This window comes from Xylophilus sp. PBN-3R (genome assembly GCF_057747805.1).
In genome coordinates, this window is the sequence record NZ_CM173225.1 from 3,254,891 (window position 1) to 3,275,534 (window position 20,644).

Annotated in this window: 19 protein-coding genes; 11 read left to right on the forward strand and 8 right to left on the reverse strand. The window is 68.2% G+C overall.

From position 1 onward, the window contains the following. The first annotated feature begins 6 nt into the window (after positions 1-6). Positions 7-1,260: an EAL and HDOD domain-containing protein gene (locus tag AC3ANW_RS15440; protein WP_488341730.1), complete on the forward strand. Its 1,254-nt coding sequence runs from the start codon at positions 7-9 to the stop codon at positions 1,258-1,260. Between the two features lie 48 nt (positions 1,261-1,308). On the opposite strand, the gene AC3ANW_RS15445 is transcribed toward AC3ANW_RS15440, so the two are convergent. From AC3ANW_RS15445 to AC3ANW_RS15460, 4 genes are all read right to left on the reverse strand, one after another. Next, a complete protein-coding gene (locus tag AC3ANW_RS15445) occupies positions 1,309-2,268 on the reverse strand; it encodes a Bug family tripartite tricarboxylate transporter substrate binding protein (protein WP_488341731.1) in 960 nt (319 codons plus the stop codon). Between the two features lie 31 nt (positions 2,269-2,299). Continuing rightward, on the reverse strand, positions 2,300-3,043 hold the full coding sequence (locus AC3ANW_RS15450; RefSeq protein ID WP_488341732.1) for a DUF72 domain-containing protein: 744 nt from the start codon (positions 3,041-3,043) through the stop codon (positions 2,300-2,302). A 2-nt stretch (positions 3,044-3,045) separates the two neighbouring features. Further along, positions 3,046-3,966, reverse strand: a complete 921-nt coding sequence (gene xerD, locus AC3ANW_RS15455; protein WP_488341733.1) for a site-specific tyrosine recombinase XerD — start codon at positions 3,964-3,966, stop codon at positions 3,046-3,048. Between the two features lie 99 nt (positions 3,967-4,065). Then, positions 4,066-5,040: a tripartite tricarboxylate transporter substrate binding protein BugE gene (locus AC3ANW_RS15460; protein ID WP_488341734.1), complete on the reverse strand. Its 975-nt coding sequence runs from the start codon at positions 5,038-5,040 to the stop codon at positions 4,066-4,068. A 119-nt stretch (positions 5,041-5,159) separates the two neighbouring features. Between AC3ANW_RS15460 and AC3ANW_RS15465 the strand changes: the two genes are divergently transcribed. Next, positions 5,160-6,071, forward strand: a complete 912-nt coding sequence (locus AC3ANW_RS15465; protein WP_488341735.1) for an AEC family transporter — start codon at positions 5,160-5,162, stop codon at positions 6,069-6,071. On the opposite strand, the gene queG is transcribed toward AC3ANW_RS15465, so the two are convergent. Then, positions 6,031-7,152 (reverse strand): tRNA epoxyqueuosine(34) reductase QueG, encoded by a 1,122-nt coding sequence (gene queG, locus AC3ANW_RS15470; protein WP_488341736.1) that lies wholly within the window; start codon positions 7,150-7,152, stop codon positions 6,031-6,033. The genes AC3ANW_RS15465 and queG overlap by 41 nt on opposite strands. On the opposite strand from queG, the gene tsaE reads away from it, so the two are divergent. The 3 genes from tsaE (at position 7,135) to AC3ANW_RS15485 (ending at position 9,427) form a co-directional block, all read left to right on the forward strand. Next, on the forward strand, positions 7,135-7,659 hold the full coding sequence (gene tsaE / locus AC3ANW_RS15475; protein WP_488341737.1) for a tRNA (adenosine(37)-N6)-threonylcarbamoyltransferase complex ATPase subunit type 1 TsaE: 525 nt from the start codon (positions 7,135-7,137) through the stop codon (positions 7,657-7,659). The genes queG and tsaE overlap by 18 nt on opposite strands. Continuing rightward, a complete protein-coding gene (locus AC3ANW_RS15480) occupies positions 7,656-9,092 on the forward strand; it encodes an N-acetylmuramoyl-L-alanine amidase (RefSeq protein ID WP_488341738.1) in 1,437 nt (478 codons plus the stop codon). The genes tsaE and AC3ANW_RS15480 overlap by 4 nt, the downstream gene beginning before the upstream one ends. A 122-nt stretch (positions 9,093-9,214) precedes the next feature. Beyond that, positions 9,215-9,427, forward strand: coding sequence for a glycine zipper 2TM domain-containing protein (locus tag AC3ANW_RS15485; protein ID WP_488341739.1), 213 nt, complete (start codon positions 9,215-9,217; stop codon positions 9,425-9,427). A 3-nt stretch (positions 9,428-9,430) separates the two neighbouring features. Here the strand turns inward: AC3ANW_RS15485 and AC3ANW_RS15490 are convergent, their stop codons facing one another. Beyond that, a complete protein-coding gene (locus AC3ANW_RS15490; RefSeq protein ID WP_488341740.1) occupies positions 9,431-10,084 on the reverse strand; it encodes a DedA family protein in 654 nt (217 codons plus the stop codon). 58 nt (positions 10,085-10,142) lie between these two features. Here AC3ANW_RS15490 and mutL point away from each other — a divergent pair, with 58 nt between their 5' ends. From mutL to AC3ANW_RS15520, 6 genes are all read left to right on the forward strand, one after another. After that, positions 10,143-11,984, forward strand: a complete 1,842-nt coding sequence (gene mutL / locus AC3ANW_RS15495; RefSeq protein WP_488341741.1) for a DNA mismatch repair endonuclease MutL — start codon at positions 10,143-10,145, stop codon at positions 11,982-11,984. A gap of 115 nt (positions 11,985-12,099) precedes the next feature. Further along, a complete protein-coding gene (locus tag AC3ANW_RS15500) occupies positions 12,100-13,041 on the forward strand; it encodes an alpha/beta hydrolase (protein ID WP_488341742.1) in 942 nt (313 codons plus the stop codon). Between the two features lie 59 nt (positions 13,042-13,100). Then, entirely contained in the window at positions 13,101-14,117 is a 1,017-nt protein-coding gene (gene miaA, locus AC3ANW_RS15505) for a tRNA (adenosine(37)-N6)-dimethylallyltransferase MiaA (RefSeq protein ID WP_488341743.1), read from the forward strand. Then, positions 14,114-14,785, forward strand: coding sequence for an ABC transporter ATP-binding protein (locus tag AC3ANW_RS15510; protein ID WP_488341744.1), 672 nt, complete (start codon positions 14,114-14,116; stop codon positions 14,783-14,785). The genes miaA and AC3ANW_RS15510 overlap by 4 nt, the downstream gene beginning before the upstream one ends. Positions 14,786-14,794: 9 nt before the next feature. Further along, positions 14,795-17,365 carry an ABC transporter permease gene (locus AC3ANW_RS15515; protein WP_488341745.1) on the forward strand — a complete coding sequence of 857 codons (2,571 nt, stop codon included), beginning with the start codon at positions 14,795-14,797 and terminating at the stop codon, positions 17,363-17,365. Further along, positions 17,365-18,495, forward strand: a complete 1,131-nt coding sequence (locus tag AC3ANW_RS15520) for a lipocalin-like domain-containing protein (protein WP_488341746.1) — start codon at positions 17,365-17,367, stop codon at positions 18,493-18,495. The genes AC3ANW_RS15515 and AC3ANW_RS15520 overlap by 1 nt, the downstream gene beginning before the upstream one ends. Here AC3ANW_RS15520 and AC3ANW_RS15525 read toward each other — a convergent pair. Further along, positions 18,464-19,849, reverse strand: coding sequence for a heavy metal sensor histidine kinase (locus AC3ANW_RS15525; RefSeq protein ID WP_488341747.1), 1,386 nt, complete (start codon positions 19,847-19,849; stop codon positions 18,464-18,466). The two genes, AC3ANW_RS15520 and AC3ANW_RS15525, sit on opposite strands and share 32 nt — an antisense overlap. Next, positions 19,846-20,604 (reverse strand): heavy metal response regulator transcription factor, encoded by a 759-nt coding sequence (locus AC3ANW_RS15530; protein WP_488341748.1) that lies wholly within the window; start codon positions 20,602-20,604, stop codon positions 19,846-19,848. The genes AC3ANW_RS15525 and AC3ANW_RS15530 overlap by 4 nt, the downstream gene beginning before the upstream one ends. Positions 20,605-20,644 lie beyond the last annotated feature (40 nt).

A 20,644-nucleotide genomic window follows, 5' to 3' on the forward strand; every position in this document is an offset into this window, starting at 1 on the left:
CCCGCCATGGTCCCCACCGACAGCCCCAGCACATCCGCATCCGCACACGCGCCCCAGGTCGAAATCGGGCTGATCGGCCGAGAGGCCATCGTCGACCGTGACCGCAAGGTGGTCGGCTACGAACTGTTCGACCGCACGCCCGATGCCGCGCCCAGCTCGGGCATCGCGCTGTTGCTCAACCTGTTGTCCAACAGCGACGCCGAGGGCCTGCTCGGCCGCCATGCGGTCTTCATCCGCTGCGAACATGAAAGCCTGCACAACGGCGACGTGGAGATGATCCCGGCCGAACGGGTGGTGCTGATGGTGCCGGCGCTGGCCGACGAAAGCGCCGATGCGGTGGCCGCCGCCACCCAGCGCCTGGCCGAACTGAAAGCGCTGGGATTCCGGCTGGCCTTCGACCAGGCGGTCCTGAAAAAAGCCTATCTCGCCTGGTTGCCGCTGGCCGCCTATGTGCGCCTCGACCTGTCGCACTTCAATGCGCAGATCGGTCAGTCGCTGGTGCGGGTCGTTCGCACCTCGACGCAGGCGCAGGTGATCGCCGCCAACGTGCACACCGCCGAACAGCAGGCCACCTTCGCCGGTTTCGGCATCACGCTGTTCCAGGGCCACTGGTTCGCCCAGCCGACGATCATCGAATCACGCTCCATCCGGCCGGCGCAGGCGATCATCCTGCAGCTGATCAACCTGGTGCGGAAGGACGCCGACCCTGTCGAGATCGAGGAACTGCTGAAACGCGATCCAACACTGTCCTTCAACCTGCTGCGCTTCATCAACTCGGCCGGTTTCGGGCTGAGCGTGCAGGTCACCTCTTTCCGCCACGCGGTGATGATCCTGGGCCTGAACAAGCTGCTGCGCTGGGCCGCCATGCTGATGACCACACCCCGCGACGGCAGCCCGCCGGCGCTGGGCACCACCGCCGTGGTGCGCGGCCGGCTGATGGAGTTGCTGGCCGCCGAGATCATGTCGCCCGAAGAAGCCGACAACGCCTTCGTGGTGGGCATCTTCTCGCTGCTCGACAGCATGCTGGGCATGCCGCTGGAAAAGGCGCTGGAAGCCGTTTCGCTACCCCAGCCTGTCACCGACGCCCTGCTGCGCAAGACGGGTGCCTTCGCGCCCCTGCTGGCCTTGACCGTGGCCTGCGAGACCGCCGACGACGCGGTGTTCGCCGAACAGGCCATCGCTTTGAAGCTGACCAATCACCAGGTCAATTGGGCGCACTTGAATGCCCTGGCCTGGGCGGACGACATGAGCCAGGCCTGACACGGGCGCGGCCGCCGGGCCGCCCCGGGGCGGCCCGGAAGGTCCCGGTCATTCAGCCTTGATGCCGGCAGCCTTGATGATGCGGGCGTTGCTGGCCGATTCCGACGCGATCTGTTTGCCGAAATCAGCCGCGCTCATGCTGGTCGGCACGTTGTCGGCCGCCAGCAACTGGGCACGAAATTCAGGGTTGACCAGCACGCGGTTGATCTCGGCATTCAGGCGCTGAACCACCGCGGCAGGCGTCTGGCCCGGCGCAAAGATGCCGAACACCGACGACAGGTTGGCCGACGCATAACCCAGCTCACCGAGCGTCGGCACCTCTGGCAGGCTGGCCAGCCGCGAAGGCGCACCGACCGCCAGCGGGTTCAGCTTGCCCGACTTGGCCTGCGACACGATATTGGGCGCGGCGTTGGTCGACAGCACCTCGAAATGGCCGCCCAGCGCGTCGTTGAACTGCTGGCCGCCGCCCTTGTACGGAATGTGGGTGATGCTGACGTTGGCCGCTGCCGACAACTGCGCCAGCATCAGGTGGCCCAGCGATGCATTGCCCGAAGTCGCCCAGCGCACCGCGCCCGGATGTCCGGTGGCGTAGGTCATGAGGCTGCGGAAGTCACGTGCGGCCAGGGCCGAGGTTCCCATCACCACCACCGGTGAATACATGACGCTGGCGACCGGCGCAATGTCCTTCAGCGGGTCGAAGGGCGTCGCACCCAAATGCGGGTTGAGCACCAGCGGGCTGATGGCCGAGAAACCCAGGGTGTAGCCGTCGGGCGCGGCCTTGGCCACGGCGTCCATGCCGATGCTGCCGCTGGCACCGGCCTTGTTCTCGACCACCACCGGCACGCCCAGAGGGCCGGCCAGTCGCTCGGCCAGCGAACGGGCCACGGCATCGCTGACGCCTCCGGCCGGGTAGGCCACCACGATACGGATCGCGCGGCTGGGGTAGTTCTGGGCCGCGGCAGCAAAGGCGGTACCGGCCAGGCAAAGGGAAAAGATCAGTTTTTTCATGAAACGCAGGGATGGAAATCTCGGGGGTCGTTCAGTCGCCGGCAAGCCGGGACCGCAATGCCAGCGCGTCCGGAATCGCCAGGCCGGCTGCGGTGTTGTCGAACACGCACCAGCACTCGGCGCCTTCGTCGCGGGCCTGGCGCAAGCGCCGTGCCAATGCGTCCAGGGTCGCCGGCGAATAGCCGGAATAATAAGTGCGCGGCGAGCCGTGCAGGCGCAGGTACACCAGCCCGTGCCAGCCGCCCGGCGATTCGCCGCCCGCGTGCAACACCGGGTCGGCCAGCACCCGGGCGACCCGGTGGCGGGCCAGCAATGCATCGGCCGGAGCGGCAAACCAGCTGACGTGCCGCGGTTCTATCGCGACCCGGCCGGCATGACGCTGGCGCAAGACCTTCAAGAAATCATCGACAACGGCGAGATCGAAAACCAGGCTGGGTGCCAGCTGCACGAGTAGGCAACCCAGCCGGTCGCCAAGGGCGCCGACCTGTTCCAGAAACATGTCCAGCGGCCCGGCCGCATCGCGCAGAGCCCGTTCATGCGTGATCTGTCGCGGCAGCTTCACCGCGAAACGAAAATCGCGCGGCGTGCTTTCCGCCCAGCGGGCATACGTCCCGGGCCGGTGGGGGCGGTAGAAAGAGGTGTCGATCTCGACCGCGTCGAACACCCGGGCGTAACGCTCCAGATGCGAGCCTGCGGCGGGAAACGACGGCCAGCTGTCGCGCGGCAGGCTCCAGCCGGCGGTCGCCAGGTGCAGACGGGCAGTCTCTTCGGCCATGTTCACCCCCGTGGATGGTGGGCGCCGTGCAGCGTCTTCAGCCGTTCGCGTGCCACGTGCGTGTAGATGGTGGTGGTCGAGATATCGGCATGGCCCAGCAGCAGCTGCACCGAACGCAGGTCGGCGCCGTGGTTCAGCAGATGCGTGGCGAAGGCATGGCGCAGCGTGTGCGGCGACAGCTTGCCATGCATGCCGGCCATGACGGCATATCGGCGCACCAGCAGCCAGAAGTTCATGCGCTGCATGGCCGCACCTTCGCGGGCGGTGACGAATAGGTCTTCGCTCTGCCGCCCTGCCATCAATTCGCCGCGCGACTCCGCCAGGTAGCGTTGCAGCCACTCACGCGCCACCTGGCCGAAGGGCACCAGCCGCTCCTTCGAGCCCTTGCCGGTGACCCGCACGACGCCGTCGTTCATCGACAGCTCGAACAGCCGCAGCCCGATGAGTTCGCTGACCCGCAGCCCGCTCGCGTACAACAGTTCCAGCATGGCGCGGTCGCGCAGGCCGAGCGGCGTCGAGACGTCGGGCGCGTTCAGCAGGGCCTCGACCTGGGCTTCGGTAAGGGTGCTGACCGACCGCACCGGCGGTTTGGCGGCGAGCAGGCGCAGCGTGGGGTCGCGCGAGACCGCCCCCTGGCGCAGCGCCCAGTGGAAGTAGCGGCGAAGCACCGTCAGCCGCCGGTTGGCGGTGCTGGGTTTGGTGATGCTGAACTGCGCCGACATCCAGGCCTGCAGATGGTGTTCGGCGGTAGCGTCCAGTCCGGTGCCGGGCATGGCGCCGGCCAGCCAGGCGACATAACCCGCGAGGTCGCGCCGGTAGGCGGCGAGGGTGTTGCGAGACAGGCCGTCCTCGAGCCACATGGCGTCGATGAAGGCATCGATGCACTGCAGGCTGCGCTGGTCGCCGACGATCGGAGGATTCATGGGCGAACCTTAGCAAAACGCGAAGGCACCGGCCGTGAAAAAGCCGCCGCTCCTGCGAGCGGCGGCCTGGCATGGAAGCCTTGAACCGGGTAATCCTGATTAGTCGAGTTGCAGTTTCTGCTGCACGACGACCTTCTTGTAGATCTCGAATTCGGCCTTGATCTCGGCTGCGAACTGCTCGGGTGAGTTGGCCACGATCAACGAGCCGGTGTCCTCGATCCGTTTACGGACGGCCGGGTCTTCCAGCACCTTCTTCACGCCGGCATTGATCTTGTCGACGATTTCCTTGGGCATGTTCTTCGGACCCAGGATGCCGTAATAGGCCAGACGGTTGACCGGCTCCAGGCCGACTTCCTTGAAGGTGGGCACATTGGGCAAGGCCGCCAGGCGTTGCGGTGCCGACACCACGATGGGCACCAGCCGGCCTTCCTTCACGAAGGGCAATGCGGACGGCAGGTTGTCGAAGATCATCGGCACCTGGCCAGCCACCACGTCGTTCAGCGCCGGGCCGGCGCCACGGTAGGGAATGTGGGTGACGAAGGTGTTCGTCAGGCTCTTGTACAGCTCCATCAGCATGTGACCGATGCCGCCTGTGCCCGAGGTAGCGTACGAATACTTGCCGGGCGACTTCTTGAGTTCGGCCACGAAACCGGCGTAGTCCTTGGCCGGGAAACCCGGATGCACCGCGATGATGTTGGGCGTTGCCGCGATATTGATGATCGGCGTGAAGTCGGTGATCGGGTTGTACGGCGTCTTGGGGTTGATCGCCGGGGCCGATGCCGTGCTGGACACGGTCGCCAGGCCCAGGTAATAACCGTCGGGTGCCGAACGGGCCGTGTCGTTGGCGCCGATCAGGCCGCCGCCGCCGGCCTTGTTTTCGACCAGCACCGGCTGCCCCAGCACGCGACTCAGCGGGTCGGCGATCACCCGGGCGACGATGTCGGTGGTGCCACCCGGTGCGAACGGTACGACCAGGTGGATCGGCTTGTTGGGATAGGCCGCCTGGGCAAAAGCGCTGCCGCTCAAGGTGGCGATGGCCAGAGGGATCAGGGCAGCGAGAGTGCGGCGTTGCATGCAGGGGTCCTTTCTTCAGAAGCCAGCATGCTAGCCCGGAATATCTGCTGCGAAGCCCTCGCAAACATGCCTCATGCTCATGGATAACCCGCGATTTCGGCGCTGCTATTCTCGCCCGCGTGAATTACGCGCAACTGCTCTTCCCCGACTTCTCCCTGATCCTCTGCGGCTACCTGCTCTGCCGTTTCACTTCGCTGGGCCGGCCGGTGTGGCAGCAGGCGGAAATCCTGGTCTATTACTTCCTTTTTCCGGTGCTGCTGTTCCAGTCGATCGCCAAGAGTCCGCTGGAGCTTCGTGCGGCTTCCGACATGGTCGCGGCCGGCGTGCTGACGGGCGCGGTGGGCATCGCCCTCGCGTATGCCGTTCCCCTGCTGCCGGGGCTGCGCAACCGGGTCGACCGGCGTGATGCGGCGGCCAGCGCACAGGTGGCATTCCGCTTCAATTCGTACATCGCGCTGGCCCTCGCCGAACGCCTGGCCGGCCCGGCCGGCGGCCAGGCCATCGCCGTGCTGATCGGCGTCGGGGTGCCCATCTACAACGCGGCCGCGGTGTGGCCGATGGCTCGCCAGGGCGGGCATGGCGTGCTGGCATCGCTGGCACGCAATCCGTTGATCATCGCGACATGCCTGGCGCTGGCCTTCAACCTGTCGGGGTTCAGCATCCCGGAAATCGTGGCGCCGGCCGTCTCGCGCGTCGGTGCCGCATCGCTGGCATTGGGCCTGCTGTGCGCAGGCGCCGGCATGCAGTTCGCCGCCATGTCCGGCGGCCTGACGCTGGCCGCCTGCATGCTGTGTATCCGCCACCTGGTGTCGCCCTTGGCCGCACTGGGGTTCGCGCATCTGCTGCACCTGGGCCAGACGCAGGCGACGGTGCTGCTGATGTTCTCGGCTCTGCCGACTGCATCCAGCTGTTATGTGCTCGCCGCGCGCATGGGCTACAACGGTCCGTATGTGGCCGGCCTGGTGACCCTGTCGACCGTGGCCGGTGTCTTCAGCCTGCCGTTCGCGCTGTCGCTGCTGCGTTTTGTGTAACGCACTGGTCCAGCGCCCAGGCCACATGTTCCTGCACCACCACGTCGGGATTGGCCAGGCGCATCCGCAGGGCTGCCTGCATGGCGGTCCGCTCGGACATGGACAGCGCTGGTGAACGCAACGCATTGCCCATGCCTACGGCCAGGTTGCGCAGCCAGCGCGCATGGCCGATACGGCGGATCGGGCCGCCTTCGGTGCGGCGCAGGAACTCTTCTTCGCTCCACGCCATCAGCGCCGTCATCGGCTGGCCGAACAGGCCCGGGCGGGCATCGAAGTCTGCCAGCGTCGATGGCCTGGCGAACTTGTTCCACGGGCAGGCCAGCTGGCAATCGTCACAACCGTAGATGCGATTGCCGATGAGCGGCCGCAATTCGAGCGGGATCGGCCCGGCGTGTTCGATGGTCAGGTACGAGATGCAACGCCGCGCATCCAGCCGGCCCGGCGCCACGATCGCCTGGGTCGGACAGATGGCCATGCAGGCGGTGCAATTGCCGCAATGCGCGCTCACCGGTTCGGTCGGCGGCAGCGCCAGATCCAGGTAGATCTCGCCCAGGAAGAACATCGAGCCGCCGGCCCGGTCGAGCACCAGCGTGTGTTTGCCGCGCCAGCCCTGGCCGCTGCGGGATGCCAGTTCGGCCTCCAGCACCGGCGCCGAATCGGTGAACACCCGGTGGCCCAGCGGGCCGACTTCTTCACCGATACGTTCGGCCAGTCTTTGCAAGCGGCTACGTAACACCTTGTGATAATCCCGGCCCCGTGCATAGACCGAAACGATGCCCTCGCCGGGCCGCTCGAGCCGGGCGAATTCATGCCCCTGCCAGCCCGTTGGTGTATCCCGCGGCAGGTAGTCCATGCGGGCCGTCAGGACACTCACGGTACCCGGTACCAGCTCGGCCGGGCGTGCCCGGCGCAAGCCGTGCGAAGCCATATAGTGCATGTCGCCGTGAAAACCCTCGGCCAGCCAGTCGAGCAAACCTTGCTCGGACGAACGCAGGTCGACACCGGTCACGCCGATTTGGGAGAATCCCATTTCGCGTGCCCACCCCTGAATCCGAGAGACGAGTTGACTGCTGCTGATCACCCCGGGATTGTAGGAAGCGCTTCGCTGGCCTGGCCCGACGAAGACGCCACCCTGGCTTTTGCCGCCCGCCTGGCGGCGGCCCCTGAACTGCGCAACGCCTTCATCGCCCTGCACGGCGACCTGGGCGCGGGCAAGACGACCTTCGTGCGCCACCTGCTGCGCTCGCTGGGCGTGCAGGGGCGCATCAAGAGCCCCACCTACGCCGTCGTCGAGCCGCATGAAGCCGTCGCAGCCGAAGGCAACTGGCCGGCCTGGCATTTCGACTTCTATCGTTTCGACGACCCACGCGAGTGGGAAGACGCGGGCTTTCGGGACATCTTCGCCGGCACCGGCCTGAAGATCGCCGAATGGCCCGAAAAAGCCGAAGGCGCGCTGCCGCCTCCCGACCTCGACATCCACATCACCAGCGACGCCGACGAAACGCGCCAGGTCCGGCTGACCGCGCATTCGGCCCGCGGCGCCGCCCTGCTGCGCCAGGCCGCAAGCCCACAGGAAGATCGGCCATGAAGCGCCTTCGCAACACCCGCGCATCGGGCACCATCGACCGCCGTGGCGCACTGCGCGCCGGCACCGTACTGCTGCTGCTGGGCACCGCGCAGATCGCACGCGGCGCATCCATCCTCGCCGTCCGGGTGTGGCCTGCCGCCGAATACACCCGCGTCACCATCGAGTCGGACCGCACACTCAGTACCAAACAGATCTTCATCACCAATCCGCCCCGGCTGGCGGTGGACATCGAGGGCATCGACCTCGACCCCGCCCTGCGCGAACTGGTCGCCAAGGTGAAGAGCGACGACCCCTTCATCGCCGGCGTGCGTGTGGGCCAGAACGCACCCAACGTGGTGCGGCTGGTGCTCGACCTGAAGCAGCCCGCCCAACCGCAGGTGTTCACCCTGCCGCCGGTAGCCGCCTATAAACACCGGCTGGTGTTCGATCTTTATCCGGCCCAGCAGGTCGACCCGCTCGAAACCCTGATCGCCGACCGCCTGCGCGACGCCCAGTCGGTCGCGCCCGCAGGCTCGTCGCCGGTTTCGGCCGACCCGCTGGGTGAACTGATGGCCAGACAGGCCGAAAAACCGACACCGCAGACGCCCGTCAATACCTCGCCAGGCCTGCGCCCGGTGCTGCCGCTTCCGCCTATTTCGGCGGCCGTCGCGGCGGCGCCGCAACCCGCGCCGCTGGTGCCCGGCGCCCCGCTGCCCAGCAGCACCCGTACCGACCGCATCATCATCGTGGCCATCGATCCCGGCCATGGCGGCGAAGACCCCGGCGCCACCGGCCCGGCCGGCACCCGCGAAAAAGACGTGGTGCTTCGGGTGGCCCATCTGCTGCGCGACCGAATCAACGCCAGCAACGTCGGCGGCAGCCCGATGCGGGCGTTTCTCACCCGCGATGCCGACTTCTTCGTGCCCCTGGGTCAGCGGGTCGAAAAGGCCCGGCGGGTGCAGGCCGACCTGTTCATCAGCATCCATGCCGACGCCTTCACCACGCCTGCCGCCAGCGGCGCCAGCGTGTTCGCCCTGAGCCAGGGCGGCGCGAGCAGCACCACTGCCCGCTGGATGGCCAACAAGGAAAACAGCGCCGACCTGGTGGGCGGCCTGAATGTCGGCAACAAGGACGCGCACGTCGCGCGCGCCATGCTGGACATGAGCACCACCGCGCAGATCAACGACAGCCTGAAACTCGGCAGCGCCCTGCTGCGCCAGATCGGCGGCCTGGGCAGGTTGCACAAGGGCAGCGTCGAGCAGGCGGGTTTTGCAGTGCTGAAGGCGCCCGACATTCCCAGCGTGCTGGTCGAGACCGCCTTCATCAGCAATCCGCAGGAAGAGGAACGCCTGCGCGACCCGGCCTACCAGGTCAAGCTGGCCGATGCGCTACTGGTCGGCATCCACGGCTACTTTGCCCGCAACCCACCGCTGGCACGCAGCCGGACGCTCTGAAAGTCGGAGAACCGACAGGTGCCGGGGACCTGCTCCTACAGCCTTGAACGCTATGTCTTTCTACATTGCATTCACAGGTTTTCAAGAAGCCTGACTTCTCAACAGAACCAAAGGTGTACCCAATGAAGACGAACATTCTCCTCGCCGCCGCAGCAGCCGCCATCGTCAGCCTGAGCGGCTGCGCAGGCGGCCCGACCAACCAGCAACTCGGCGTCGGCGGCGGTGCCGTGCTGGGCGGCGTTGCCGGTCATGCATTGTTCGGCGGTACCGCAGGTGCAGTAGGCGGCGCAGCTGCCGGCGCACTGGTCGGCAACGAAGTCACCAAACGCCGTTAAGGCTTAAACACCGGCCGACCTCTTCTGGCGCCCCGCGCGCCAGGACCCGAAGACCGCCAGGGCGGTGGGAACCAGGATCAGGGCCCAGATGATTTTTTCGAGGTTGGCCTTGACCCAGGCGAGGTTGCCGAAGAAGTAACCCGCGAGACATAGCCCCACCACCCAGATGAACGCGCCCGCCACGTTGAAAAGCGTGAAGCGGGCGCGGCTCATTTCAGCCACACCGGCCACGAAAGGGGCGAAGGTGCGGATGAAGGGCATGAAACGTGCGGCGATCACCGCCACGCCACCGTACTTTTCATAGAACGAGTGGGCCTGGTCGAAGGCGTTCCGGTTGAAGAATCGCGAATTCTCCCAGCCGAAAACGCTGGGTCCCAGCTTGCGGCCGATCATGTAGTTGCATTGGTCGCCCAGGATGGCGGCCGCCAGCAGCACCACCATCGCGATACGCAGATCCATCAGCCCTGCACCGGCCAGCGCGCCGGTGATGAACAGCAGCGAATCGCCCGGCAGGAATGGCATCACCACCACCCCGGTCTCGACGAACACGATGACGAACAACAGGCCATAGATCCATGGCCCATAGGCGGCGACGAACGCTTCGAGGTGCTTGTCGACATGCAGGATGAAGTCGATCAGGGTATGCAGGTATTCCACTCTGAGGTCTCTGGGGTTGGGGCAGCGGGCAACTCTAGCCGACTCCTAAAATGTCCCCATGACCGAGCCTGCCGCCAGACGCCCCATCCGTGAACTTCCCGACGAACTGATCAGCCAGATCGCGGCCGGCGAAGTGGTGGAGCGGCCGGCCTCGGTGGTGCGCGAACTGGTCGACAACGCTCTGGACGCCGGTGCGCGCCAGATCACCGTCCGCCTGCTGGCCGGTGGCGTTCGGCTGATCGCGGTCGAGGACGACGGCGGCGGTATTCCCGACCAGGAACTGGCGGTCGCCCTCAAGCGCCATGCCACCAGCAAGATCGCCAGCCTGTCCGATCTGGAATCGGTCGGCACCATGGGATTCCGGGGCGAGGCGCTGGCCGCCATTTCTTCGGTATCCGAGTTGTCTCTCCTGTCCCGGACCGCGTCCCAGGCCAGCGGTTTCCTGCTCGACGGGCGCAGTGGCGAACTGCGTCCGGCCGCACGCAACATCGGCACATCGGTCGAAGTGCGTGAACTGTTCTTCGCCACGCCGGCCCGCCGAAAGTTCCTCAAGACCGACGCCACCGAACTCGCGCATTGCATCGAATCGGTTCGTCGCCACGCATTGGCACGGCCGGATGTCGGTTTCGCCATCTGGCACGAAGGCAAGCTCGTCGAGCAGTGGCGCCGCTGCGAAGGCCTGGACGCCGCGGCGCATGACCGCCGGCTTGCCGATGTGCTGGGCGAGGATTTCATCGAAAACTCGGTGGCCGTCGATTTCGAGCGCAACGGAATCGCCGTGCGTGGCCGGGCCGGTGTGCCCGATGCCGCCCGTTCGCGGTCCGACTGGCAGTACTGCTGGGTGAATGGCCGTTATGTACGCGACAAGGTCCTCGGCCATGCGGCCCGCAGCGCCTACGAAGACGTGCTGCACGGCCACCGCCAGCCGGTGTATTCCCTGCACCTGTCGGTCGACCCGACCCGCATCGACGTCAACGTGCACCCGACCAAGATCGAGGTGCGGTTCCGAGATAGCCGCGAAGTGCACCAGGCCGTGCGCCACGCGGTGGAAGACGCGCTGGCTGCGCCACGGGCCGGCGCCGCCAGCGGCGTTGCACAGCTGCTGCCGGGCCTGACTGCCGCTGCCATGCCTTCCGCAGCGCCGCGCCCGCAGTTCCAGTCGGGCCTGCGTTTCGATGCTGCGCCGACCGGCGTGGCCGTCACCGACCTGGGCGCGCTGTGGCAACCGCGTGCACTCTCGGTGCAGGAACCATCGGCGCCCCAGGGTTTCGCCGTTGCGCCCCAGCCGTTGCCCGACGTGCCGCTGCCCGAGGGCGACTGGCCGCTGGGTCGTGCGCTGGCGCAGCTGCAGGGCATCTACATCCTGGCGGAAAACGCCCAGGGGCTGGTGGTGATCGACATGCATGCCGCCCATGAACGCATCGTCTACGAACGCCTCAAGACCCAACTGGAGGCCGACCGGATCACCAGCCAGCCGCTGCTGATCCCGGCCACTTTCGCAGCCACGCCTCAAGAGGTGGCCACGGTCGAATCCAGCGCCGAGGTGCTGGCCACGCTCGGTCTCGAGATCACGGCGTTTTCGGCGCGTACCCTGGCGGTGCGGGCAGTCCCGACCTCGCTGGCGCAGGGCGACGCGGTCGAGCTGGCCCGAAGTGTGCTTGCCGAATTGGGGCAACACGACGCCAGCACGGTGGTGCAGCGCGCCCGCAACGAATTGCTGGGCACGATGGCCTGCCACGGTGCGGTGCGCGCCAACCGGCGGCTCACCATCGAAGAGATGAATGCCCTGCTCCGCCAGATGGAAGCCACCGAGCGTTCCGACCAGTGCAACCACGGCCGGCCGACCTGGCGCGTGCTCACGGTTCGTGAACTGGACGGGCTGTTCCTGCGCGGTCGCTGAAACTGGCCCGTGAATCCGGCCTGTTGCAAATTAGCGGTAAACGCTGTCTACCCGACTGTGTACCCGGACGTTAACGAAGGGAACCAACCCCTTCACAAAGCTGTCGATCACCTCCATGACCAAGGCTCGCCCCTATCTCGCATCATTTGCCGTCGGCATGGCGGTATTGGCTGGCTGCTCGACGCTCGACTACAAGCAGCGCGAATGGATCTTCCAGCCCAGCGACCGCGCCTGGGGCAATGTCCAGGAAGCGCCGGACATGCAGGACGTCTGGATCGACTTCCATTCCGACACCGAGAGCGGTCCCGGCCGGCTGCACGCGCTCTGGCTGCCCGCCAGCACGCCCGAGAACCTGCCGCGCACCGTGCCGACACCGTCGCCCGACGCGGTCGGCGGGCCGCCGGTGCTGCTGTACCTGCACGGCGCCCGCTGGAACGTGCTGGGCTCCGCCGGCCGCATACGGCGCATGCAGGAAATGGGTTTCTCGGTTCTGGCCATCGACTACCGGGGTTTCGGCAAAAGCAGCGAAGCCCTTCCGTCGGAAGACACCGCCCGCGAAGACGCCAAGGCCGCCTGGCAATGGCTGGCCAAACGTTTCCCCAACCGCTCGCGTTATGTGTTCGGCCATTCGCTCGGCGGCGCCATCGCCATCGACCTGGCGACCGGCCTGGACGACGCCAGCGGTGTCATCGTCGAAGGTACCTTCACCAACATCACCGATGTGGTGAGCAACTTCAAGTGGGGTTGGCTGCCCTTGTCGGCGCTGATCACCCAGCGTTTCGAGTCCATCGACAAGGTCAAGCGCATCCACGCACCGCTGCTGGTGGTGCACGGCACCGACGACAGCGTGATCCCGGCCGCCCTGGGCAAACGCCTGTACGAAGCCGCCCAGGGACCGAAGCAGTTCGTGCTGGTGCAGGGCGGATCGCACTACAGCACCAATGCCGTCGGCGAGGCGCAATACCGCCGGGCGCTGCACGGGCTTTTCGGGCTCGACACCATGCCGGCCGCCGCACCGGTGCCCGCACCCACGCTGGCGCAGATAACACCCGATTGAGCGCTGCGGCCATGGGCCGGGCGGGGGCGTCTGCTACCCTCCGGCAAATGCCCGGCGACGTGATTTCCTCTCCATTCCTTCGTAATTCCCTCGACCTGCAAAAGCTGCCGGTCATCTCGCTGGCGGGCCCCACAGCATCCGGCAAGACCGCCGCTGCGCTGGCCATAGCCGCGCATCTGGCACCAAGGTTTCCGGTGGAGATCGTCAGCGTCGATTCGGCGCTGGTCTACCGCCAGATGGACATCGGCACCGCCAAGCCCGACGCCGCCGAGCGGGCCGCCGTGCCGCACCACCTGATCGACATCCTCGACCCGGCCGATAGCTACAGCGCCGCAGCCTTCGTGGCCGACACCGCGCGCTGCATTTCCGGCATCCGGAGCCGGGGCGCGCTGCCGCTGCTGGTGGGCGGCACCATGATGTATTTCAAGGCCCTGTTCGACGGCCTCGATGCCATGCCGCCGGCCGACGCCGGAGTGCGCGCCGCCATCGACGCCGAAGCAGCCGAACGTGGCTGGGCCGCCCTGCACGCCGAACTGGCCATGGTTGACCCGGTCACCGCGCGGCGCCTGGCACCGCTCGACAGCCAGCGCATTCAGCGTGCGCTCGAAGTTTGGCGCAGCACCGGCCAGCCGCTCAGCGCCTTCCACCAGCGCGACCGCACCAGGCGCAGCAGCGCCGCGCCGGGCGAGCCTTCCGTCGACACCCTGATCGCACTGGAACCGACCGAACGCGGCTGGTTGCATCAGCGCATCGCACAACGTTTCGATGCCATGCTGGCGGCGGGTTTCCTGGAAGAAGTACGGACGCTGCGCGCCCGCGGCGACCTGTCGCCCGACCTGCCGTCCATCCGCTGCGTCGGTTACCGACAGGCCTGGGAATACCTCGACGCACCGAGCGACTGCGCCATGGCCGATCTGCGAGAACGCGGCGTCGCGGCCACCCGCCAACTGGCCAAACGCCAGTTCACCTGGCTGCGCAGCCTGACCGGCCGCACGGTGGTGCCGGCCGATGCGCCCGACGCCACGGCGCGGGTGCTTGCCACCGTCGACCACCTGCTGCGCCAGCCGCCCGCATGAACACCGCCGCTGCCACAGCCGTCAGCGTCACCGGCCTGGCCAAGCGCTACCGCGGCACGGCCGTCTTCGAACATGTCGACTTCCATGTGGCGCCCGGCGAATTCGTCGCAATCGTCGGCCAGTCCGGCGTGGGCAAGTCGACCCTGCTCAACTGCCTCGCCGGACTGGACCAATGGGACGAAGGCAGTGTTTCCGTCGCCGGTACCGTGCTGGACCGGCTGGACGAAACCGCCCGCGCCCTCTGGCGCAGGGCCCAGGTCGGTTTTGTCTTCCAGGCCTTCCATGTGCTGCCGCACCTCGATGTGGCGCAGAACGTCGGCATGCCCTTGATGCTGCTCGGCATGCCCCAGGCCGAGCGCCAGTGCCGGGTTGCCGAGATGCTGCGGCAGGTCGGACTGGAAGACATGCAGGACCGTCTGCCGCAGCAGCTTTCGGGCGGCCAGCTGCAGCGGGTGGCCATCGCCCGCGCCCTGGCCCACCGGCCCGGCCTGCTGCTGGCCGACGAACCCACCGGCAACCTGGACCCCGAAACGGCGGCGCGGGTGATGGACCTGCTCATCTCCGAAGCGCGGCAGAACGGTGCTGCGCTGGTGCTGGTCACCCATTCGGCCAGCGCCGCCGCTCGCGCCGACCGGCGGCTGCATCTGTCGGCCGACGGTATTTACTGAGGCTCCGCCATGCGCGACCTTTTCCTCGTCTTCTCCTGGCAGGAAATCCGTCGCAACCCGGGTCGCCAGCTGGTGGCGGTGATCGCGGTGATGCTGGGCGTGGCGCTGGCCTTCGCGGTGCACCTGGTCAACGCTTCGGCGCTGGATGAATTCGCCCAGGCTGCGCGCACCGTCGACGGCCGGCCCGACCTGGAGCTGCGCGCCGTCCGCGAGACCTTTCCAGATGCCGGTTTTGCCCGTATCGCCGCATCGCCGGGCATCGACCTGGCGGTGCCGGTGCTGGAAGCCGGCGTCAGCATGCGGACCACCGCTGGCGAATCAACCAGGCGGGTGCCGCTGCGGCTGATCGGCACCGACGCACTGGGCATCGCCCGCACCGCGCCGCAGCTGCTGCCACGCAACCTGCCCGGCGCCGACCGGCTGGACCTGTTCGCACCCGATGCGGTTTTCCTCAACACCGCTGCGCTCGAAGCCCTGGGCCTGACCGGGCAGGCACGGGCCGGCGCGCGCTTGCTGATGCAGGCCGGCCAGAAGGAACACGTCCTGCGGCTAACCGGCACCGTCGCCGCCGCAGGCGCACCGCTGGCGGTGATGGACATCGCCGCCGCGCAGGTACTGCTCGGTTTGGCCGGACGACTCAGCCGCATCGATCTGCGACTGTCGCCCGGCATGGACAGCGCCACCGCTTCGGCCTCGCTGCGCGCCCTGCCCGACACCCGCGGCGCCAACCTGGCCGCGCCCGCCGACAACGCCAGCAGGGTGGGCGACCTGTCGCGTGCCTATCGGGTCAACCTGGCGGTGCTGGCCTTGATCGCGCTGTTCACCGGCGCCTACCTGGTGTTTTCGATGACTTCGTTGTCGGTCGCCAAACGGGCGCCGCAGTTCGCCCTGCTGGGGGTGCTGGGGGTCACGCCGCGCGGCAGGCGGATGCTGGTGCTGGCCGAAGCCGGCCTGCTCGGCATGGTCGGCAGCACGCTCGGCCTGCTGCTCGGCGGGGCGCTTGCGGCCCTGGCCTTGCGCCTGCTGGGCGGCGATCTCGGCGGCGGATATTTTTCTGGCAGCACACCGCAGCTGCGGCTCGACACGACGGCCGCCCTGGTCTACGGCGGGCTGGGAGTGGCTGCCGCGCTGGTCGGCGCCTGGTGGCCGGCACGCGCCGCCGACCGCCTGCCGCCGGCTCACGCCCTCAAGGGCCTGGGTGCCAGCGCCGACACCGCCAGGCATCCGGTCCTGGCGCTGCTCATGCTGCTGGCGGGCGGGCTGCTGGCGCTGGCCCCGCCGATCGCCGGCGTGCCGCTCGCGGCATATGGTTCGGTGGCGCTGGTGCTGGTCGGTGGCATCGCCGCCCTGCCCTGGCTGGTGGGTCTGCTGCTCGACCGGCTGCAGCCGCTGGCCGCGCGGCAGGTGCTGTCCCTGCTAGGGGTCGAGCGCGCCCGGCGGCTCAGCGGCACCGCAGCGGTGGCGGTCGGCGGCGTGGTGGCGGCGCTGGCGCTGGCGGTGGCGCTGACGGTGATGGTCGCCAGCTTCCGCGGCTCGGTCTCGCAGTGGCTGGACACGGTGCTGCCGGCGGACCTGATGATGCGGCTGGCGCCGCCCGGAGGCAGTTCGGATGCGCTGGTCTTCGATGCCGGTTTCGTCAGGGCGGCGAGCGAAATCGGGGGCATCGCGCGGGTCGAGCCGGCGCGCCTGCAGCACCTGCAGCTGGAGGCGGCCCGCCCGCCGGTGCTGCTGATCGCCCGCAACATCGGCGACAGCGGCCAGGCGTCACGCGCCCTGCCGCTGCGCGCGCCACCGCTGGCGGCGCCGGCCGGCCACATCGCGATCTATGTCAGCGAGGCGGTCGAGCAGTTGTACGGCGCGCATCCCGGGGACAGCTTCACCGCACTCGACCGGGCGTTTCCCCAGGCGACGCCAGGCCGCTTCTTTGTCGCCGGCGTATGGCGCGACTATGCCCGGCAGTTCGGCGCCGTCGCCATCGACCGCGAGGCCTACCGGCGTTTGTCAGGCGACGAACTCTCCAACGAACTGGCTTTGTGGCTGACACCCGGCGCCGACCTGGGCACCGTGCGCCCGGCGCTCGAAACCCTGGCCCGGACACGCGCCGGCGTGACCGACCCGGACATCGCCTCGAGCACCGAACTCCGCGCCACCGCGCTGCGCATATTCGACCGCAGTTTTGCCGTCACCTACTGGCTGCAGGCGGTGGCGGTCGGCATCGGCCTGGCCGGCGTGGCGGCGAGTTTCGGTGCCCAGGTGCTGGCCCGCCGAAAGGAGTTCGGCCTGCTGGCCCACCTGGGCCTGACACGTCGCCAGATATTGACGGTGGTCGCGGTCGAGGGCGCCGCCTGGACCGCCATCGGCGCGGTGGCGGGTGTGGCGCTGGGCCTGGCGGTGGCCGCTGTGCTGGTGTTCGTGGTCAACCCGCAGAGTTTTCACTGGACCATGGACCTGCTGGTGCCCGGCGGCCGGCTGGCATTGCTGGGCCTGGCGGTGGTGGCCGCCGGCACGCTGGCGGCACGTTTCGCCGGCGGTGCCGCGGCCGGCCGGGACGCGGTTCTGGCGGTGAAGGAGGACTGGTGATGCGGCACTTCCCGATGCCGGCGATGTCGCGCCGAAGCTGGCTGGCCGGCGCCCTGGCCCTGGGCGGTGCCATGCCGGCCGGTGCCGCGGGCATGGCCGAGCCCATGCGGTTCCCGCGCGACTTCGGCGCACACCGCGACAGCCGCACCGAGTGGTGGTATGTCACCGGCCACGGCATGCAGGGCAGCCGGGCCTTCGGTTACCAGATCACCTTCTTCCGCAGCCTCGTGCCGACCACGCAGGGACTGCGGTCGCCGTTCGCAGCGCGCCACCTGGTGTTCGCCCACGCGGCCGTCACCGACATCGCCGCCGGCCGCCAGGTGCACGACCAGCGCATCGCCCGGTGGTCCGGCCTGCCGGCATCCGAAGACGGTTTCGGCCGGGCCTTCGCCGCCGACGCCGACACCGACCTGCGGCTGGGCACCGGAGCCGATGCCTGGACCCTGCGCCGCATCAGCGACAACCGCTACCGGGCGCGTGCGGTGTCGGACCGCTTCACCATCGACCTCGAACTCCAGGCCACCCAGCCGCCCCTGCTGCAGGGCCACGCCGGCCTGTCGCAGAAAGGACCGAAACCGCAACAGGTCAGCCGTTACTACAGCGTGCCGCAGATGCGGGCATCGGGCGGCATCGCCGTCGGCGGCCGACGTTACCTGCTGGACGAACCGGTGAAGAACCGCAACGCCGCCTGGCTGGACCACGAATGGAGCGATGAGTTCCTGCCGCCCGAAGCGGTTGGCTGGGACTGGCTGGGCATCAACGGCTTCAGCGGTTTTGCCCTCACCGTGTTCCGCTTGCGGCGCGCCGACGGCAGCGCCCTGTGGGCGGGCGGATCGATGCGTTCGGGCGGAAACCTGCAGAGCTTCGCGGCCGATTCCATCAGGTTCGAGGTGCTGCGCCGCTGGACCAGCCCGCACACCGGCGCGCGTTATCCGGTGGCGTTGAAACTGACCACGCCGGCGGGCAGTTTCAGCCTGCACGCCTTGCTCGACGACCAAGAGCTGGACAGCCGCGATTCCACCGGCGCGGTGTATTGGGAAGGCCTTTCGGAACTGCGCAATGAGGCCGGCCAGGCCGTCGGGCGCGGTTACCTCGAACTCACCGGTTATCAGTCGGCGCTGCGTCTGTAGATCCGTCCGAGAAGCGCAGCACCACCGATGTGATGCCGGCTTGCGACTCGGCCCGCGCCGTGCCGCCATGCATGCGCAGGATCGCCGAGACGATGGCCAGTCCCAGTCCATGATGGCCGTTGCCGCTGCCCGCGCGCCCGGCTTCCAGCCGGTGGAAACGGTCGAATACACGTGACTGCTGGGCCGGTGGAATGGCCACGCCCCGGTTGGCCACGGTGAGCTCGCAAAACCCGCCGGGCAAGGCCGCGATGCGCACCGCAATGCACGAACCGGGTTCGGCATAACGCGATGCATTGCCCAGCAGGTTGGAGATGGCGCGCCGCATCAGGCCGCCGTCGTAGGCACCACGATGGTCGCCGGTGATGGCGACGGTGAGCCCGCGTTCTTCCAGTGCGGCTTCGTGGAATTCAGCCACCGCGGCGACCTCTGCCGCCAGTGAACACGGCGGCCCGCGCCGCGCCACCGCACCGCGGTCGACCTGCGACAGGAACAGCATGTCGCCGACGATGGCCGCCAGTCGGCGCAGCTCTTCCAGGTTGGACCCGAGCGTCTCCCGCAGCTGCTCGGGCGAACGCTCGCCGGTCAGCGTCAGCTCGGTTTCGCCGATGAGGATGGTGAGCGGCGTGCGCAGTTCGTGCGCCACGTCGGCGTTGAAACCCTCGGCCTGTTCCATCGCCTGCTGCAAGCGGCCGAGCAGTGCGTTGACCTGGTCGATCCAGGGCAGCATTTCCTCGGACGGTCGGGATGTGGAAAGCCTTCGGTCCAGCCGGTCGGCGGTCAGGGCGCGGGTCTGCATGGCCAGGTCGCGCATCGGTGCCAGGCCGCGCCGGACCAGCCAGAAACCGCCCGCGCCCACGGTGGCCGCGCCGGCCAGCGCCACCGCAGCCAGGATCCAGGCGAGCCGGCGCAACAGTACCGCATCGGGTGACTGGTCCATGCGCAGCACCACGTCCGCCTTGCCGCCCGGCACCCAGGGCGCATCGAGTTCGAACGTCGCCTCGCGCAGCTGGTCGGCGCCGAAACCCGGCGCGGTCGGGCTGCGGTAGCTCAGGCTGCCGTCATGGCTGCGCAGCGACAGCGAGATGTCGGTGTATTCACGGAACAAGGTGTCGAACTGCCGGCCCAGGCTGCCGAAGTCGTGGTCGCCTTCGTGCACCGAGCGTTGCAGCAGCAACTGAACCAGGGCGGTCTTGCGGGCGATCTCTTCGTCGGCGCGGGTGGCCAGTGCCCAGGCGGTCAGCAGATAGACCACAAAACACACCGCGCCCAGGCCGAGCAACGCCTGCAGGGCCAGCAGGCGCGACAGGCGGGTTCCGAGGGCGTAGGGGCGTGGCCGACCGGTTTCGGCGGTCATGCCGAACTTGCCGACGGCGGTGTTCCAGCCGCCGCGGCCACCCCGGCCATCGGCGGAGGTGCCGGCACCTGCCGGTCTTCCAGCACATAACCCATGCCGCGCACCGTGTGCAGCAGGCGGTTGGCAAAAGGTTCGTCGAGTTTGCCGCGCAACCGCCGCACCGCCACCTCGACCACGTTGGTCTCGCTGTCGAAATGCATGTCCCAGACCTGTTCGGCCAGCACGGTGCGCGACAGCACCTCGCCCTGGCGTCGCAGCAACAGGGTGAGCAGGCTGAATTCCTTGACGGTGAGGTCGAGCCGCGCCGTACCCCTGGAGGCGCGGCGGCGGATCAGGTCCAGTTCGAGGTCGGCCAGGCGCAGCACGCTGGCTTCATCGGCCCGCAGTCCGGGGCCGCGGCGCATCAACGCCTGCAGCCGCGCCAGCAGTTCCGTGAAGGCGAAAGGTTTGCCCAGGTAGTCGTCGGCACCGGCCTGCAGGCCCAGCACCCGGTCTTCCACGCGGTCGCGGGCGGTGAGCATCATCACCGGCAGCGCCCGGGTGGCGGTGTCGTTGCGCAGGCCGTGCAGAACACCGAAACCGTCGAGCCCGGGCAGCATCACATCGAGCAGCACCAGATCGTATTCACCGTAACGCGCCATGTGCAGGCCGTCGACGCCGTCGCAGGCGGCATCGGCCACATGGCCGTTTTCACGCAGGCCGCGCAACAGGTAGTCGGCCAGCTTGGGTTCGTCTTCTATCACCAGGATTCGCATGCGCAAAGCTTAGCGACCGAGGCCGGCGGAGAGATGACAA